This is a genomic window from Herbiconiux daphne, assembly GCF_024979295.1.
Classification (GTDB): domain Bacteria; phylum Actinomycetota; class Actinomycetes; order Actinomycetales; family Microbacteriaceae; genus Herbiconiux; species Herbiconiux daphnes.
Window position 1 is genome coordinate 1 of sequence record NZ_JANLCJ010000011.1, and the last position, 17,351, is coordinate 17,351.

At 69.2% G+C, this 17,351-nt stretch carries 18 protein-coding genes; 12 read left to right on the forward strand and 6 right to left on the reverse strand.

All coding sequences use genetic code 11. The features are described from left to right. The first annotated feature begins 88 nt into the window (after positions 1–88). On the forward strand, positions 89–1,411 hold the full coding sequence (tyrS, locus tag N1032_RS19990; RefSeq protein ID WP_259541878.1) for a tyrosine--tRNA ligase: 1,323 nt from the start codon (positions 89–91) through the stop codon (positions 1,409–1,411). On the opposite strand, the gene N1032_RS19995 is transcribed toward tyrS, so the two are convergent. After that, positions 1,404–2,042 (reverse strand): hypothetical protein, encoded by a 639-nt coding sequence (locus tag N1032_RS19995; RefSeq protein ID WP_259541635.1) that lies wholly within the window; start codon positions 2,040–2,042, stop codon positions 1,404–1,406. The two genes, tyrS and N1032_RS19995, sit on opposite strands and share 8 nt — an antisense overlap. 19 nt (positions 2,043–2,061) lie before the next feature. Continuing rightward, positions 2,062–4,377, reverse strand: a complete 2,316-nt coding sequence (locus N1032_RS20000) for a glycosyl hydrolase 2 galactose-binding domain-containing protein (protein ID WP_259541638.1) — start codon at positions 4,375–4,377, stop codon at positions 2,062–2,064. Between the two features lie 123 nt (positions 4,378–4,500). Between N1032_RS20000 and N1032_RS20005 the strand changes: the two genes are divergently transcribed. Genes N1032_RS20005 through N1032_RS20025 form a run of 5 tightly spaced genes read left to right on the forward strand, consistent with a single transcriptional unit; the run spans position 4,501 to position 10,032 of the window. Then, positions 4,501–5,214, forward strand: coding sequence for a GntR family transcriptional regulator (locus N1032_RS20005; protein ID WP_259541639.1), 714 nt, complete (start codon positions 4,501–4,503; stop codon positions 5,212–5,214). Further along, complete coding sequence (locus N1032_RS20010) at positions 5,211–6,719, forward strand: MmgE/PrpD family protein (protein ID WP_259541641.1); 1,509 nt, start codon at positions 5,211–5,213, stop codon at positions 6,717–6,719. The genes N1032_RS20005 and N1032_RS20010 overlap by 4 nt, the downstream gene beginning before the upstream one ends. Continuing rightward, complete coding sequence (prpB, locus tag N1032_RS20015) at positions 6,719–7,624, forward strand: methylisocitrate lyase (RefSeq protein WP_259541642.1); 906 nt, start codon at positions 6,719–6,721, stop codon at positions 7,622–7,624. Before N1032_RS20010 ends, prpB begins: the two co-directional genes overlap by 1 nt. Before the next feature lie 35 nt (positions 7,625–7,659). Continuing rightward, positions 7,660–8,775, forward strand: a complete 1,116-nt coding sequence (locus tag N1032_RS20020; RefSeq protein WP_259541643.1) for a bifunctional 2-methylcitrate synthase/citrate synthase — start codon at positions 7,660–7,662, stop codon at positions 8,773–8,775. A 39-nt stretch (positions 8,776–8,814) separates the two neighbouring features. Then, entirely contained in the window at positions 8,815–10,032 is a 1,218-nt protein-coding gene (locus N1032_RS20025; protein ID WP_259541644.1) for a cation:proton antiporter, read from the forward strand. A gap of 3 nt (positions 10,033–10,035) precedes the next feature. Here the strand turns inward: N1032_RS20025 and N1032_RS20030 are convergent, their stop codons facing one another. After that, a complete protein-coding gene (locus N1032_RS20030) occupies positions 10,036–10,710 on the reverse strand; it encodes a GntR family transcriptional regulator (RefSeq protein ID WP_259541646.1) in 675 nt (224 codons plus the stop codon). A 115-nt stretch (positions 10,711–10,825) separates the two neighbouring features. Between N1032_RS20030 and N1032_RS20035 the strand changes: the two genes are divergently transcribed. From N1032_RS20035 to N1032_RS20050, 4 genes are all read left to right on the forward strand, one after another. Then, the gene (locus tag N1032_RS20035; protein WP_259541649.1) at positions 10,826–12,223 is read left to right on the forward strand and encodes an MFS transporter; all 1,398 of its coding nucleotides are present in this window, start codon (positions 10,826–10,828) and stop codon (positions 12,221–12,223) included. 64 nt (positions 12,224–12,287) lie between these two features. After that, positions 12,288–13,088: an HpcH/HpaI aldolase family protein gene (locus N1032_RS20040; protein ID WP_259541659.1), complete on the forward strand. Its 801-nt coding sequence runs from the start codon at positions 12,288–12,290 to the stop codon at positions 13,086–13,088. Continuing rightward, the gene (locus N1032_RS20045) at positions 13,085–14,104 is read left to right on the forward strand and encodes a C-terminal binding protein (protein WP_259541669.1); all 1,020 of its coding nucleotides are present in this window, start codon (positions 13,085–13,087) and stop codon (positions 14,102–14,104) included. The genes N1032_RS20040 and N1032_RS20045 overlap by 4 nt, the downstream gene beginning before the upstream one ends. A gap of 134 nt (positions 14,105–14,238) precedes the next feature. After that, a complete protein-coding gene (locus tag N1032_RS20050; RefSeq protein ID WP_259541671.1) occupies positions 14,239–14,370 on the forward strand; it encodes a hypothetical protein in 132 nt (43 codons plus the stop codon). Between the two features lie 59 nt (positions 14,371–14,429). Here the strand turns inward: N1032_RS20050 and N1032_RS20055 are convergent, their stop codons facing one another. Beyond that, the gene (locus N1032_RS20055) at positions 14,430–14,780 is read right to left on the reverse strand and encodes a DUF7882 family protein (protein ID WP_259541673.1); all 351 of its coding nucleotides are present in this window, start codon (positions 14,778–14,780) and stop codon (positions 14,430–14,432) included. A gap of 142 nt (positions 14,781–14,922) precedes the next feature. On the opposite strand from N1032_RS20055, the gene N1032_RS20060 reads away from it, so the two are divergent. After that, a complete protein-coding gene (locus N1032_RS20060) occupies positions 14,923–15,561 on the forward strand; it encodes a Pr6Pr family membrane protein (RefSeq protein WP_259541675.1) in 639 nt (212 codons plus the stop codon). Further along, the gene (locus N1032_RS20065) at positions 15,558–16,127 is read left to right on the forward strand and encodes a hypothetical protein (RefSeq protein ID WP_259541676.1); all 570 of its coding nucleotides are present in this window, start codon (positions 15,558–15,560) and stop codon (positions 16,125–16,127) included. The genes N1032_RS20060 and N1032_RS20065 overlap by 4 nt, the downstream gene beginning before the upstream one ends. Positions 16,128–16,155: 28 nt before the next feature. Here the strand turns inward: N1032_RS20065 and N1032_RS20070 are convergent, their stop codons facing one another. Further along, positions 16,156–17,016 carry a GNAT family N-acetyltransferase gene (locus N1032_RS20070; RefSeq protein ID WP_259541678.1) on the reverse strand — a complete coding sequence of 287 codons (861 nt, stop codon included), beginning with the start codon at positions 17,014–17,016 and terminating at the stop codon, positions 16,156–16,158. Beyond that, entirely contained in the window at positions 17,013–17,351 is a 339-nt protein-coding gene (locus N1032_RS20075) for a helix-turn-helix domain-containing protein (protein WP_259541681.1), read from the reverse strand. The genes N1032_RS20070 and N1032_RS20075 overlap by 4 nt, the downstream gene beginning before the upstream one ends.

Consider the following 17,351-nt stretch of genomic DNA (forward strand, 5'->3'; position numbering starts at 1 on the left):
GACTCTCTGCGCCGATGGTACTGCAAGGGGGACCTTGTGGGAGAGTAGGACACCGCCGGACTTCTTTCGAAAGAGGCCAGCCCTAGGGCTGGCCTCTTTTGGTTTAACACGCCTAGTAGATTGGGCTCTCGTGGAACAGAAAAACGACCCGTCGTTCGCCGACATCTGGGAAGAGTTGAACTACCGGGGACTCGTGCACGTGTCGACGGATGCCGCGGAGCTCAAGACGCTCCTGGCCGGCCCCCCGATCACCTTCTACTGCGGCTTCGACCCCACAGCCCCGAGCCTCCACCTCGGCAACCTGGTGCAGATTCTCGTCATGCGCCGCCTGCAGCTCGCCGGCCACAAGCCGCTCGGCCTCGTCGGCGGCTCGACCGGTCTCATCGGCGACCCCCGCCCGACGGCGGAGCGCACGCTGAACACCCGGGAGACCGTGGCTGAATGGGTGGGCTACCTGTCGGCCCAGGTGGCCCGCTTCCTCAGCTTCGAGGGCGACAACGCCGCGCGCATGGTCAACAACCTCGACTGGACGGCGCCGCTCTCGGCCATCGACTTCCTGCGCGACGTCGGAAAGTACTTCCGGGTCGGAACGATGCTGAAGAAGGATGCCGTGTCGGCACGCCTCAACTCGGATGCCGGCATCAGCTACACCGAGTTCAGCTACCAGATTCTTCAGGGTATGGACTTTCTCGAGCTCTACCGCACCTACGGCTGCGTGCTGCAGACCGGCGGCAGCGATCAGTGGGGCAATCTCACGAGCGGCACCGACCTGATCCACCGTGCAGAGCACGCGAGCGTTCACGCCATCGGCACCCCGCTCATCACCAACTCCGACGGAACGAAGTTCGGCAAGAGCGAGGGCAACGCCGTCTGGCTCGACCCGGCCCTGACCAGCCCCTACGCCTTCTACCAGTTCTGGCTCAACACCGACGACGCCGATGTCGTCGAGCGTCTCAAGATCTTCACGTTCCTCACCCGTGATGACCTCGAGCGACTCGAGCGCGCGGTGGAGGCGGAACCGTTCCGACGGGAGGCCCAGCGAACACTCGCGTTCGAGGTGACCTCTCTGGTGCACGGTGTGGCCGCGACCGAGGCCGCCATCGCCGCGGCGGGAGCGCTGTTCGGGCAGGGTGAACTCGCCGAGCTCGACGCCGAGACTCTGGGCGCGGCCGTGGCGGAGTTGCCGTCGGCGAAGGCCACCGCCGCGACATCCGTGGTTCAAGCCCTGCTCGACACGGGGCTCGTGTCGAGTCTCGGTGAGGCGCGACGCGCCATCGGGCAGGGCGGCGTCTACCTCAACAACGAGAAGGTGGCCGACGACACCGCGACCCTCGAGGGCTCCGAGCTCGCCGGAGGGTTCGCGGTGCTGCGGCGAGGGAAGAAGACCCTCGCCGGAGTCACCTTCAGCTGACCTCGGCGGGAATCGCGGTCTCGGCGCTGACGTGCACCGAGCCGGGCAGGCGGATGCTGGTGATGCCGGGCTCTTCGCGGGCCGGCTTCTTCGGGGTGCGCAGCTTGGCGAGGGTCCAGCGCTTGTCGTCGCTGAGGTTCGGCATGGTGGCGAGGCGGAAATCGGCGACCTTGACGGCGGCCGACAGCGCGATGTCGCGGGCGTCGATGGTGGGGCCGACGTCGATGGTGACCACGCGGTGCACGACGGAGCCGTCGTCGCCGCGGAGGTGGGTGCTGAAGCGCACGAGCGCCGGGTCGTCAGGGCCGGTGGAGTTGTGGAACCCGACCTCTTCGATCCACGGGAAGCGGAGGTGACCCACCGCGATGGTCTTGGAGCCGTCGGTGCCGAGGCGGCGGAGCAGCACGCGGGCGTTCGTCACGGCGATCGTGGTGTCGCCGCTCTCGGCGGCCGCGGGCGCCGGTTCGATCGGGGTCTCGTTGTCGTCGACCCGAACGGCGGCGACGGGAAGCCATTTCACCCTGCCGCCGTCGCGATCTTCACTGGCGATCGAAAGCCGTGCATCGACCGTGGGGTAGAGCGCATCACGCGCATCACCCGGACCTCGTGTCGCCATAACCGTGTACACCATGGGTGTTCCTCTCTTGCGACTATCTGTCTCTTGACACTAACGTGTACCGGTTGAGGGTTGACCCGTTCGACCATTCCAATCCGAGCTCGATTTCGTGCCGGCCGTGCAGACCGGCCGCCGGGAGGTCGATGTCGAGGACGGTCGACGTGACGTCGCTGGGCGACAGCGTCGCGTAGATGTGCTCGGCGAGGACGGTGGCGGCGTCGGTGCCGGGGTCGAGGGTGACCTGCAGGGCGGCATCCGTCAGTGCGCGGCCGGTGTCATTCACGACGTGCACCGTGACAGCCTGCGCGCCTGGCCGCAGGGCGTCGTCGTGGTCGAGGAGGAACGCCTGCACCGGCGCCATGGCCGTGCGGAGCGCGTCGTAGGCGGGTTTGGTGACCCGATCGTGGTCGACGACCGACCAGGTGATCGACGGCCAGCAGTCGTTGAACGCGAACAGGTGCAGTCCGTGCCCCGGCGCCCCCTTCCGCGCCCGGATGAACTCCACGTGGTGCCGCACCAGCTCGGACTGGTGCCGCTGGCTCGACTCGATCAACTCGTCGACGGTCGCGGCCTCGGGGTTGTGCCGCTGGAGCAACGCCGGCTGCCCGCATCGGCGGGCGATCGTGGCCCAGTCGATCGGCGCGTCGCAGTCGAGGAACCGCTCGAGCAGCTCGCGCCGGGGCAGCGACTGGCCGCCGAACTCGGTGACGAGCTGGAAGTCGTCGAGCGGGAGGTCGGCGATCGTGTCGAGGCCTCCGAAGTACCAGCCGGGATACATGTGGGTGTCGCGCCGCCAGTCGCTCCGCCGCTCGAGTCGTTCGGCAGTCTCGCGGCTCCAGAAGAACGAGCGGGTGGGGTGCACGTCGTCGTGCGGCTCGTAGGAGATGGCGGCATTGCCGAGGTTCGCGATGCGCGAGGGGTCGGCATCCGTCGCCCGCCGCACCAGGGCGGCGCAGAGCTTCTCGGCGTTCGCCTCGCTCGGCTGCGAGCCGAGGTTCCAGATGACGACGCCCGGGTGCTCGTGCAGGCGGTCGAGCAGCTGGTCGAACTGGCCGAGGGCGCGGCGAACGGTGTCGCCCGAGGTGTCGGCCATGAGCCAGACCGGGAAGTCCTGGTAGACCGCGATGCCCTGCCGGTCGCATTCGGCATAGAACGCGTCGGCCTCGACGTGGCAGAACGGATGCGCGACGTTGAGGTTGGCCTCTCGCAGCAAGGTGACGTCGGTGGCGTAGCGCTCGGGCGTCATCGACGAGAGGTCGAGGTCGGAGAGGTAGTTCGCGCCGCGCTGGTAGAACGGAAGGCCGTTGAGCTCGGTCGACCAGCCGGCGCCGCGGGTGATGCTGCGGAAACCGGTGGTCCAGCGCACGTCGTCGAGAACGGTGCCGGCGGCGTCGGTGACCGTGAGGGTCACGTCGTAGAGGCGGGGGGCACCGAGATCCCAGGTGTACCAGAGGCGCGCCGGCATCGTGAAGTCGACGGTCGCGGTGCGCCGGCCGCCGTGCACGACGACGGAGGTGCTGCCGGATGCTGCGGGGGCGTCGAAGCCCGACGGAGCGATGCTCCAGGCCAGGGTGACCCCGCCAGGAGGGCTCATGACGGCGGCGGTGTCGGCCGCGGTGAGGGCTGCCGTGCGGGCGGCCGTGAGGGTTGCCGTGATGGTGCCCGACACCTCGACCAGAGCGTCGCCGTCGGTCGACGGCGACAGTGCGGCGACGGAGTAGTCGACGCGCGGGCCGCCGGCCGAGGACCAGTCGTCGACCGAGACCGCGGCGAGTCGCACAAGAGTGACGGCGCCCCAGATGCCCGCGGGTTTGTGGTCGGGGTCGTTCATGTCCCAGCGGCCGAGCGCCCCGACGAAGTCCCGTTTGAACTGGCCCATCTGGTCTTCTTCGCCGAGCACGTCGGTGGCGCGCACGACCCGCACCACGAGGTCGTTGACCGGCCGGAGCTCACCCGTGACCTCGAACGAGAACGCGCCGAAGTAGCCCTCGTGACTGCCCAGGTAGTGGCCGTTGAGCCACACGTCGGCGAGGTAGTTGACGCCCTCGAAGCGCAGCACGGTGCGGAGCGAGGCATCGGCGGCCGCCGCGTTCGCGAGCCCGTCGCCGGCGTCGAACGACCGCCGGAACCACACGACGTCGCCGTCGGCCTCAGGGCGCGGCCATCGGCCGGGAACGGCCGTCGCCGCCCAACCGGTCGTGGTGCCGGCGGGCGGTTCGGGCCAGCGGGCATCGTGCGCGTGCGTGTAGGCGAGCTGGGCGGGGTAGTGCTCGCCGAGGTCGTGCGGGTCGGCCCGCCAGAGCCACTCCCCCGCGAGATCGAGGGTGCGTCGGGTGGTGGAGGTGAGCATGGTGAAACTCAATCACATCGGCGGCGGCATCCGTTGTGTATACAGAGTGACCGTGGGGGCGTTGAATTCGAGAGGGATGGAGCGTACGCTGGCATCAATGTATACATCAGGGGTGAGGGCGTAGTGGCCCGCGCCAGCGAGATCGCCTACGAGGCATTGCGCGCCGAGATTCTCTCGTGGGAGCTCGTGCCCGGCTCGGTGCTCGCTGAGGTCGAGCTCTCGAGCCGCCTGGGCATCTCGCGCACACCGGTGCGCGAGGCTCTGGCCCGACTCGTCGGCGACGGTCTCGCCGAGCCGCTCGGCGGCCGCGGCCTGGTGGTGTCGCCGGTGTCGGCCGAGAACGTCACCGAGCTGTTCGAGCTGCGGCAGGCGCTCGAGGCCCAGGCCGCGGCCCTGGCCGCCGAGCGGCGTGATGCGGCGCGATTCGTGGCGCTGCAGAACGAGTTCCGCGAGGTGCCCCTGCTGCTCGCCGACCCCGATCCCGGCCGGCACGCCTATTACGACCTGGTCGCCCGATTCGACGACGCCGTCGACCAGGCGGTGCAGAACCCCTTTCTCGTGTCGGCGCTGAACGCCGTGCGCACCCATCTGGTGCGCATCCGTCGGCTGTCGCACGACAACCCGGCACGCCTGCTCGAGGCGGCCCGCGAACACCTGCTGATCGTCGACGCCATCGTCGACGGAGACCCTCGTCTGGCGGCCGACGCCACGCGCGTGCACCTCTACCGGAGCCTGCGATCGACGCTCGGCTCGCTCGTGGCGCAGAGCGACGTTGAGCACGACGACCACCCCATTCCCACCCTCATCACGACAACGAAGGATGCGACGACCCGATGAATCTGCATGAGGTGCGCGTGCACCGAAGCGACGAGAACCTCGCCCGCGAAGACCAGCTCGCCTACAAGATCGCCGAGGTGGCGGCCGACCCCGTCGAGGTGACCGAGGAGGTCACCGAGATGGTGATCAACCGCCTGATCGACAACGCCGCCGTGGCGACCGCGTCGATCGCGCGCGCGCCCGCCATCGCGGCGCGCGCCCAGGCGCTCGACCACCCCTACAGCCCGGGCTCGACCGTGTTCGGGGTCGACGGCCGGTTCGGCCCGGAGTGGGCCGCGTGGGCCAACGGCGTGGCCGTGCGCGAGCTCGACTACCACGACACCTTCCTCGCGGCGGAGTACTCCCACCCGGGCGACAACATCCCGCCGATCCTCGCCGTGGCCCAGCACGTGGGTCGCTCGGGCGCCGATCTGGTGCGGGGCATCGCCACCGGCTACGAGGTGCAGGTCGACCTGGTGAAGGCCATCAGCCTGCACAAGCACAAGATCGACCACGTCGCGCACCTCGGCCCGTCGGCCGCCGCCGGCATCGGCACGCTGCTCGGTCTCGACGTGGAGACGATCTTTCAGGCCATCGGGCAGGCGCTGCACACCACCACCGCCACCCGGCAGTCGCGCAAGGGCGAGATCTCGACCTGGAAGGCGTACGCCCCGGCGTTCGCCGGAAAGATGGCCGTCGAGGCCGTCGACCGGGCGATGCGCGGGCAGACCAGCCCGACGCCGATCTACGAGGGCGAGGATGGCGTGATCGCCTGGCTGCTCGACGGGCCCGACGCACGCTACGAAGTGCCGTTGCCGGCGGCCGGAGAGGCGAAGCGCGGCATCCTCGACACCTACACGAAGGAGCACTCGGCCGAATATCAGGCGCAGGCCTGGATCGACCTGGCCCGCAAGCTGCACCACGAGCATCCGGAGCTCGTCGACCCGGCGAACATCGGCAGTGTCACCATCCACACCAGCCACCACACCCACTTCGTGATCGGCTCGGGCGCGAACGACCCGCAGAAGTACGACCCGACGGCCTCGCGCGAGACGCTCGACCACTCCATTCCCTACATCTTCACCGTGGCGCTGCAGGACGGCCGGTGGCACCACGTCGACTCCTACGCTCCCGAGCGCGCGGGCCGCCCCGACACGGTCGAGCTCTGGAACAAGGTGCACACCCTCGAAGACCCCGAGTGGACGCGCCGCTACCACTCGAACGACCCCGCCGAGAAGGCATTCGGCGGCCGGGTCGAGATCGTGCTCGCCGACGGCACCACCATCGTCGACGAGATCGCGGTGGCCGACGCCCACCCGCTCGGCGCGCGTCCGTTCGCCCGCGCCGACTACGTGCAGAAGTTCGTGACCCTCGCCGAGGGCGTGGTGGAGCAGGCCGAGATCGACCGGTTCCTCGAGCTCGTGCAGCGTCTGCCCGAGCTGCGTGCCGACGAGCTCGGCGGCCTCACGGTGACCGCGCGACCGGGCCTGCTCGAGTCGTTCCCCACCCCGAAGGGATTGTTCTGATGCTGTATTCCACCATTCCGGCCGCCGAGAAGCGCGCCGCCTTCCGCGCCGCCCTGAACTCGGGCGTGCTGCAGCGGATGCCGGGGGCGTTCAACCCGCTCTCGGCGCGACTGATCGAGGAGAAGGGCTTCGAGGGCGTCTACATCTCGGGCGCGGTGATCGCCGCCGATCTCGGTTTTCCTGACATCGGGCTGACGACCCTCTCCGAGGTCGCCGGGCGCGGTGCGCAGATCGCCCGCATGACGAACCTGCCGACGTTGATCGACGCCGACACCGGGTTCGGCGAGCCGATGAACGTGGCCCGCACCGTGCAGACGCTCGAAGACGCGGGCATCGCCGGGTTGCACATCGAGGACCAGGTGAATCCGAAGCGCTGCGGCCACCTCGACGGCAAAGCGGTCGTCGATGCCGACACGGCCGTGAAGCGCATCCGGGCGGCGGCGGATGCGCGGCGCGACCCGAACCTGCTGATCATGGCGCGCACCGACATCCGGGGCGTCGACGGCCTGGGTGCCGCGATCGATCGGGCCAAGCAGCTCGTCGATGCCGGCGCAGACGCGATCTTCCCCGAGGCGATGGCCGACCTCGGCGAGTTCGAGGCCGTGCGGGCGGCCGTCGACGTGCCCCTGCTCGCGAACATGACCGAATTCGGCAAGAGCGAGCTGTTCACCAATCAGCAGCTGGCCGACGTGGGCGTCAACCTCGTGATCTACCCGGTGTCGCTGCTGCGCATCGCCATGGGTGCGGCCGAGCGCGGCCTCGACCGCCTGGTCGACGAGGGATCGCTGAAGGGCGAAGTCGCGCAGATGCAGACGCGCGCCCGGCTCTACGAACTGCTTGACTACGAGGCGTACAACGCCTTCGACACATCCGTGTTCAACTTCGATGTTCCGGCCGCTCGCTGAGCGCTCGCGGCAGCACCCGCTCACGAAGGAGTGAAATGACAACCGAACCAGAGATCCGCAAGGGGCTCGCCGGCGTGGTCGTGGACTACACCGCGATCTCGAAGGTCAATCCCGAGACCAACTCGCTGCTCTACCGCGGCTACCCCGTGCAGGAGCTCGCCGCGTCGTGCTCGTTCGAGGAGGTCGCCTACCTGCTCTGGAACGGCGAACTGCCGAACGCCGAGCAGCTCGCCGCGTTCGCGGCCGACGAGCGGTCGCAGCGCTCGCTCGACGACGCCGTGAAGCGCGTAATCGACGAACTGCCCCTCACGGCGCATCCGATGGACGTGGTACGCACCGCCGTCAGCGTGATCGGCGCGCTCGACCCCACGTGGGCGGACGCCTCGCCCGAGGGCAACCTCACGAAGTCGGTGTCGCTGTTCGCCAAGCTGCCGGCGATCGTGGCCTACGACCAGCGGCGGCGACGCGGACTCGACCTCGTCGAGCCCGACGCGGAGCTCGGCTACTCGGCCAACTTCTTGGCGATGACGTTCGGCGAGGTGCCGTCGAAGGTCGTGGTCGACGCGTTCGACGTGTCGATGATCCTCTATGCCGAGCACTCGTTCAACGCCTCGACCTTCACGGCACGCGTGGTGACGTCGACCCTCGCCGACCTCTACTCGGCCGTGGTGGCGGCGATCGGCGCCCTCAAGGGGCCGCTGCACGGCGGCGCGAACGAGGCCGTGATGCACATCTTCGACGAGATCGGCTCGGCCGACCGCGCCGAGGAATGGCTGGATGCCGCGCTCGCCGAGAAGCGCAAGATCATGGGCTTCGGCCACCGCGTCTACAAGAACGGCGACTCGCGCGTTCCCACGATGAAGGCCGCGCTCGACACCCTGATCGTGGAGTACGACGCGCCCGAGCTCGGCGAGCTCTACACGGCCCTGGATGACGCGATGCAGAACCGCAAGGCGATCAAACCGAATCTCGACTACCCGTCGGGCCCGGCCTACCGCCTGATCGGGTTCGACACCGAGATGTTCACTCCCCTGTTCGTGGCCAGCCGGGTCACCGGCTGGACCGCGCACATCATGGAGCAGCTCGCGTCGAACGCGCTGATCCGCCCGTTGAGCCTCTACAACGGTGTGCCGGAGCGGCATCTGGAGTGAAGTCGGGTTGACTGAGCCCTGACCGGGGAGGTGGGGCGGGTGACGTCGTTGCTGGCCGTCGTGCTCGTGCCGTTGCTCGCCGTGGTGGCTCCCATCGTCGCCGCCGCGGTGGGCCGGGTGGCCAAGGTGCCGCTCGTGGTGTTCGAGATCCTGCTGGGTCTGATCGTGGGGCCCAGCCTGCTCGGCTGGGTGCCCGAGAGCGACTTCACGAGCCTGCTGGCGAACTTCGGTCTCGCGATGCTGTTCTTCATGGCCGGGAACGAGATCGATTTCGCCGCCATCCGGGGCCGCCCGCTCGCCCGCGCGGGCCTCGGCTGGCTGATCTCGCTGGCCCTCGGCCTCGTGATCGGCATCGTGCTCGCCCCCTCGATCGAGGCGGGGGTGTTCATCGGCATCGCACTGACGTCGACCGCTCTCGGCACGATCATGCCGATGCTGCGGGATGCCGGCGAGATGTCGACCCCGTTCGGCCGCGCCGTGACCGCGGTGGGCGCCGTGGGCGAGTTCGGGCCGCTGGTGGCGATCTCGCTGTTCCTCAGCGGCCGGAGTCCGCTCGTGGCGGCTCTCGTGCTGGTGGGGTTCGCGCTGGTCGCGGGTCTCGGCATCTGGCTCGCGTCGCGAGGGCCCAACACCCGGCTGCACGCGATCGTGACCGCGACGCTGCACACGAGCGGGCAGTTCGCGGTGCGGCTCGTGCTGCTCATCGTGGCGGCGCTGGTGTGCCTCAGCATCGCCCTGGGACTCGACATGCTGCTCGGGGCGTTCGCGGCCGGCATCCTGTATCGCGTGCTGCTGTCGGGGGCCTCGAAGCCCGACATGGAGTTCATCGAGTCGAAGCTCGAGGCGGTGGCGTTCGGGTTTCTGGTGCCGGTGTTCTTCATCTACACGGGCGTGACCTTCGACCTCACCTCGCTCATCACGCAGCCCAACGCGCTTCTGCTGCTACCGGTGTTCTTCGTGCTGCTGCTCGTGGTGCGGGGGCTGCCCGGCCTGCTCGCCGCGCCCGTGGGGGCGTCGCGCAACGATCGGGCGGCCGTGGCGCTGTTCAGCGCGACCGGGCTGCCGATCATCGTGGCCGTGACCGACATCGGTCTCGACCAGGGCATTCTGCAACCGGGCACGGCGTCGGCGCTGGTGGGGGCGGGGATGCTCTCGGTGCTGGTCTTTCCGCTCGTCGCGCTCGGTCGACGGCGGCGCTCGCTGAACGGGCAGCGGCGGTCGCCCGACGAGAGCGTGCACGTTCCCGTGGAGGGATGACGCTCAGAGCGGGTCGAGCAGATCCGGCACCTGCATGCCTTGAAGCAGGTGGGCCTCCCACGCGCGGATGGCCGGAAGCGGATCGCCGGAGTCGATCGCCGTGCGCAGCGCATCGCGGAGGGCGGTGTGCCGCTCGACGAGAACGCTGCTCGACCCGGTTTGCTCCAGGTCGCCGGCGAGGAGCACGAGGCGGATCTGGTCGGTGAGGTCGGCGTAGCGGGCGTTCAGGCGCGGCATGCCGGCGAGCGCCACCACGGCGGCATGGAACGCGGCATCGGCCGCCGCGATCTCAAGCGCCGTGGTGCCCGGGCTGCCGAGTCGCTCGAGCGCGGCGTCGAGCGGGTCGAGCGCGACCTTGTGCTGCACGATGGTGCGCACCGCGACGATCTCGTCGGCGAGCCGCAGGGTGGCGAGCTCAGGGATGTCGGCGGCGGCGAGATCGGAGATGCGGTACGAGCGATTCGCCGACTTCTCGACGAGACCGGACTGCTCGAGCAGACGCAGCGCCTCCCGAACCGGGGAACGGCTGATTCCCATCTGTTCCGCGAGCACCGAGTCGCGAAGGGGTGAACCGGCCGCAAGATCGCCGTTGAGGATGCCGACCCGGATCTGCCGGAACGCCTCGTCGACCAAAGACGCCGATCGGATGACCTGGAAGCCCGTAGTCGAGGAAGTCACGTCCCCATCGTACTTGATCGCATTCTGTCGACAATCGACAGAATGCAGAATTGCTGATAGCCTCCTCGCAGATCCGCTCCACAACGGAAAAGATGATCAGAGCAAAGGAGCTCCCGTGTCCACGTCGTCAGAACAGATCCCGCTCGAGGAGCGCCGACAGCCCTCCGGGCCTACCCGGCAGCAATCCATCCGCACCTCACTCGCCGGCGGAATCGGCACCGTGATCGAGTGGTACGACTACGGGCTCTACGGCCTCGTGGCCGGCTTGGTGATCGCTCCGGTCTTCTTTCCGCAGGCGACCGGATTCACCGGAGTTCTCGCCGCCTTCGCCACCTTCGCGGTCGGATTCATCGCCCGGCCCATCGGCGGCATCGTTCTCGGGGCGCTCGGCGACCGGATCGGCCGGCGCCCGGTGCTCATCTTGTCGATCCTGATGATCGGAGTCTCGACGACCTTGATGGGGCTCATCCCCGGGTTCGCCACCATCGGGGTCTGGGCACCGGCACTTCTGGTGCTGCTGCGGCTCACCCAGGGCTTCGGGGCAGGCGCCGAACTGGCCGGGGCGATCACCATCATGAACGAGAGCGCAACCCACAAGCGCAAGGGGTTCTTCTCATCGATCGCCATGAGTGCGGGAATGGGGGGCACGTTGCTCGCGTCGATCCTGTTCGCCGTCATCAGCTCATCGCTCGCCCCCGAGACGTTCGTCGAGTGGGGCTGGCGCGTGCCGTTCCTGCTCAGCGCCGTGCTCACGGTGATCGGACTGCTGCTGCGGCGGAAGATGGTGGAATCACCCGAGTTCGAACGGGTGCAGGCCGAGCGCGCGGCCGGGCAACTGCCGCCCGCTCGGGCGAACGCCCTCGTCGCCATGGCGCGAGCGTTCCGTGCCAGCCCGCGCAACTTCGTGGCCGGGTTCCTGCTGCCCACCGGGCTCAACGCGACCGGATTCGTGGTGCTCTCATTCGGTATCGCCTACATCGTGAATCAGATCGGGCTCACCAGCAGCGACGCGTTGTTCGTGAATCTCGCCATCGTGGTCGCGAACATCGTGTTCTGCGCGGCGTTCGGCCTGCTGGCCGACCGCATCGGTGCCAAGCGAGTGATGTTCATCGGCATCGCCGGCAGCATCCTGTTCGCCTTTCCCTACTTCATGATCCTGCAGACGGGCCAGCTCGCCCTGGTGATGCTGGCGAGCGTGATCATGACGGTGCTCGGCTGGAGCCCGGGCGCCGCGGGCCACACGGTGCTCATGCCGGCGTTGTTCCGCGCGGAATACCGGTCGTCGGGTCTGTCGTCGTCGCGGGAGCTGCAGGGCGCCATCATCGCCGGCCCCACTCCGTTCATCGCGACCGCGCTGGTGGCGGCGCTCGGCGGCCAGCCCTGGCTGGTGGCCTGTCTGATCGTGGTGTCGCAATTGCTGAGTCTGACCGGCATCCTGCTCGGTCGCCCCTTCATCTCGGCCCGGGACCGAGCCGAGACGCCCGCCTACGCCGGAATCGAGCCGCGATCGTGACCACCGGACACCCGGCCGAGGGGCGCCCGTTCACCGCCTGCCCATCGATACAGAGGAGCCCCCGATGACATTCCACGAGCTTCGGCACCGCATTCGCCGCGAACCGCTGATCGCGACATCCGTTCTCATTCCTTCGCCGATGGTCGTCGAGTCACTCGGTCGCTCGGAGTTCGATGCCCTGCTGATCGAGAGCGAGCACACTCCGGTGGGGATAGGCGGAGTGGAAGAGATGATCCGGGCGGCCGACGTGCACCGCAAGCCCGCGATCGTGCGGGTTCCCGAGGTGGGCGTGCACATCAACCGGGTGCTCGATTGCGGCGCGGCGGGCATCGTCGTTCCGCGCATCGACAGCGCCGCCGAGGCCGCCGAGGTGGTGCGTCGGGCACGCTACGCACCGGAGGGTGCGCGAGGGGCCGGACCTGGTCGCGGTTCGGGGTACGGCGCCGATCTCGCCGAGCACGTGAGGGCGGCGAACGCGGCTGTTCTCGTCACGATCCAGGTCGAGACCCGGGCCGGTTTCGAGGGCGTCGACGAGATTCTCGCGACGCCGGGACTCGACGCGGTGGTGATCGGCCCGTTCGACCTCGCGCTCGCGCTCGGGGTCGAGGTCGGGGGCGGCGAGCACCGGGCGGCGATCGATCACATCTTCCAGGTTGCCGAGAAGAACGGGCTGGCGAAAGGCGCTTTCAGCTTCACCTCCGACGACACCCGGCGCTACCTCGACGCGGGCGCACGCCTGCTGTTCGTCGGCTCCGATCTCGGGTCGATCACCGCAGGCGCCGACCAGGCCTGGGCTGACGTCGCGGCCTTGAGGGCACCGCACGACACGCTCGTCGGCAGCGACGGACCGGCGGTGGGTCGATGACCGGCCGCGGCTCGACGGGTGGCCGTGGCTCGATGAAGGTGGTGCTGACGTCGACCGCCGTGCCGATCGGCGAGAGTGACCTGGACGCATACCGGGGTCTCGACGTGGCGGTGAGTGCTGTCGACGGAACCGATCCGGATGCGTTGCGGCGGGAGACCGCCGACGCGGACGCCCTGATCGTGCTCGCTGAGCACATTTCGCGCGGAGTGATCGAGAACCTCCGCCGGTGCCGATCGATCACACGCCTCGGCGTGGGGGTGGACACCGTCGACATCGGCGCTGCCACCGAGCGCGGCATCTGGGTGACCAACGTTCCCGATGCGAACTATCGCGAGGTCGCGACCCACGCGGTGGCGATGGCCCTCGGACTCGCCCGACGATTGGTGGAATTCGACCGAGCGATCGACGCCGACGGCTGGGCGAGCACGTTCGCGATCGGCGCCGGAATGCGGCGCGCGGACGATCAGACGTTCGGGCTGCTCGGTCTCGGCCGGATAGGCCGCCGAGTGGCTGAGATCGCGGCCGCGATCGGTTACCGGGTGGTGGCGTTCGACCCCGGTCTGCCGAGCGGCGCGATCGAAGAGGCGGGAGTGGAGAGCGTCGGGTTCGACGAGCTGGTGGAGGTGTCCGACATCCTGTCACTGCACGTTCCGCTCACCGGCGACACGCAGAACATCATCGACCGTCCGGTGCTGGAGCGCATGCCCAGCGGTTCGATCTTGATCAACGTATCGCGAGGCGGCCTCGTCGATGAACGGGCGCTGGCTGACGCGATCATTCGCGGTCACCTGGCGGGTGCAGGGCTTGATGCCTTCGCGCACGAGCCGCTGGAGCTCGGCAGCCCGCTGCGAGGGCTCGACCGGGTGTTGCTCAGCCCGCACGCCGCGCATTTCAGCCAGGAGTCGTGGCAGGAGACCCGCCGAAAGGCCCATGAAGAGGCGGCCCGCGTGCTGCGCGGAGAGCGGCCTCGATATGCGGTGAACGACCCTTCCGCCATCCGGGCGGCGGCCGGCTGACATCGGACGAGTCGGGGCCCTGCCGATCGCCGGAACACGAGCGTAGGGTCGGAGGCACGTCGGCCGCCATCGCGCGCGGGGCCGGCGAGGCACCCCGTCGTCGGAAAGTCGGTGATCAGTTGCAGGTCTGGGTCGTGATGGACGTCACCGAGTGGACGCGTGATGTGATCGGCGTGTTCGCGTCGCGCGATGCCGCCATCGAGGCGATGGACCGCACGACGTCGTGGGGGTTCAGCATCGAGGAGTGGACGCTCGAGGGGGTGTGAAGCCCTCAGCGCTGTCGGGCCTCAGTGCTGCCGGGCCTCAGTGCTGCCGGGCCTCAGTGCTAGCGTGCCTCGGTGATGACGTGCCTCTGCGCATCCTGCCCTGAGTGCCCCTCGTCGTGCGGCTCCTGCATGAGGCGCAGGTCGCCGTCGTTCGCGGCGCCGACCATGAGCTTCAGCCAGGCCTTGTTGAGCGCGGCCGGGCGGCTGTCGAAGAAATGGAAGTGCACCATCGAGGCAGGGCTGATCCAGATGGAGTGCCGCCCGGTGCCGCTGTCGGGGCCGACCTGCCATGAGAACGAGAACGACTCGTTGCGCCGGAGCTTCGTGAACATGGCGAGCTTGACATGGGCGAGGGTGCGGTCGTCCATCTCGATCTCGAGCCCATCGGGGCCGTAGATGAACTTTCCCACTCGTCACCATCTCTTTCGGGCCGCGGCGACACGAGGAAGCGCGAAGATTTATCTAGACAATCTAGCAAAATAAATCGGCACTTCGGAAAGCCTCGATCAATCACCCCATGAACGGATTCGGCTTAGGCTACGAACAGTTCTCATGGGCAGACGAATCGCGGGCATCCTCCGGTTGATCGTGGGCGTCGGGCTCGCGGTCACCATCGGCGTTCAAATCGGCGACCGGGTGGCGAACGACGCGTTCGATCCGTGGCAGTACTTCAGCTACTTCACCATCGAGACGAGTCTGTTCAACATCGTGGTGCTGGTGGTGGGCGGCATCCTGGCGCTGAGGCTGCCCCGCGACACGGTGCTCTTCACAGCCGTGCGGATGTCGACCCTCACCTATGCGGTGATCACCGCCGCGGTCTACAACCTGCTGCTGCGCAACATCCCGCCCGTCGGCTACCCCGGGCTGGACTGGCCGAACGAGGTCGTGCACGTGTGGGTGCCGTTGCTGCTCGTGATCGACTGGCTGCTGGCGCCGGGGCGACCCGCGCTGCCGTGGCGGTCGTTGTGGCTGGTGCCGATCTATCCGGTGGCGTGGGCGGTGTACTCCTTCGCGCGGGCTGCGGCGAGCGGTGGCAGCATCTATCCCTACCCGTTTCTCGACCCGCGCACGGCGGGCTGGGGAAGCGTGGTCGGGTACATCGTGGGGCTGACCGCCGTGCTGGTCGCCCTGGGCGCCCTGGCGGTGCTGTACGGGCGGTGGCGTGAGCGCCGAAGGAGGGACGTGGCGTGAGCACCTGGCGGTTCTTTCCGCCCAAGAAGCCCCCGAGACTTCCTCCGAAAGGCGAGAAGTGGAGTGGGTTACTGCGGCCGGCCACGCTGGTGACCGCGGCGGCCGTCGCCGCGCTGATCGTGGCGGTCGGCATCGGGGTGACGGTGTCGAGGCCGAGCGCGCCGACCACGCTCGAGGGCGTCACGGCCGAGGTGGTCGGCGAGGCCGACACGCTGACGACACTGCTCGGCGACCCGGTGGAGCCGCCGAGCGACTCCACGAGCGTGTCACCGTGCCCCGACGGCGGTGCCGGAGAGCAGTTCACCCTCGAGCGCACCGTGCTGCTGCCGGCCACGGCGCGGCCGGCGGAGGTGATCGACATCGTGAAGGCTGCCTACGAGGCCCGCGAGTGGAACGTCAGCGTGTCGCCGCGCGGGGCCGACGGGGGCGTGCAGGCGCAGGTGGTGGGGAAGAACCTGATTCCGATCACGATCGTGGTGCAGCCCTCGGCCGACGCCGGGGCGTCGACGGCGGGGGAGGGCGTCGAGGCGACCATCACGAGTTCGTCGCGGTGCACGGCGCCGTGAACGGGTGCGGCAGGCTGGGTCGTTCGGCTCAGCGGCGCCAGCGGTAGGGCGTCGTGGTCGACACCTTCAGCAGCCCCGACCGCTCGAGAATCGGCCGCGAGAACTCGGTCGAATCACTGTGGATGAGGGTCTTGCCCCGCTCGAGCGCCGATCTCGCCCGAGCCGCGGTGAGCGCCCGGTAGATGCCCTGACCACGCCACGCCGGCCGGGTCGCGCCGCCCCAGATGCCCGCGAAGTCGGTGCCGGCGACCGGTTCGAGGCGACCGGCGCTGACGATCTCGCGGCCCGACTCGGCCACCCACAACTCCATGCCGTCATCCAGCGCGAGCCGCCGCAGCAGCGCGTTCGCCATCTCGTCGGAGGGCTCGTCGCCGAACACCTCGTCTTGCATCGCGCTCATGGCGCGCACGTCGTGCTCGGCCGTGACCCGGCGCAGGCGCACCCCGTCAGGGAGCGCGACGTCGACCGCGAGCGCCGCGGCCTCGCCGATCATGATCGACTCGGTCTCGTCGGGCGCGAACCCCGCGGCGACGAGGGCGTCGTGCAGCCCCGGCGCGCGGTCGTGACCGCGGGTCTTCCACTCGACCCGGGTGATGGCCGGGTCGGCGCGGTAGTGGGCGAGCGCGGCCGCGACCAGACCGGCGACGTCGGCGGTGGCTGCGGCCTCGTCGGCGGGCGCGGGGGCTGCGGCGTCAGTGGCCTGACTGGCGGCTGCGGCCTCCCCCAGGTCGCGATAGGTGACGAACCCCCGCCCGCCCGCGAACGTCACCAGCCGCAGCGGGCCGAGACGGGTCACGGCGATGGCGCTCGGGGTCTCGGCATCCGTTCGCAGCTGCGCGTCGTAGGCCGCGAGCAGCCGGCCGGCCTCGTTCGGACCCTCGCCGCTCACCGGCCCTGGCGCTTCTTGAACGGCTTCGGTTCGCCCTTCACCACGGGAGCCCGCCCCTTGCCCTTCGAGGCCTTGGCCTTGCCGCCCGCCTTCTTCGCCGGGGTCGCGGGTGCGGCGGCGACGCGCGACCGCGCCACCGACCGGAACGCGAGGCCCGCCGGGGTGAGGCTGACACCGTGCTCGTCGTCGGCCACCAGCGCGTCGCCCACCTCGGCTTCGACGACGGCGACGGATGCCTGGATCGTCGCCCGCGAGACGTGCGCGGCGTTCGCGGCGCGCGAGTAGTCGCCCTCGTCGGCGACCGCGAGGAAGTGCCGGAGCTGGTCGATGTCCAC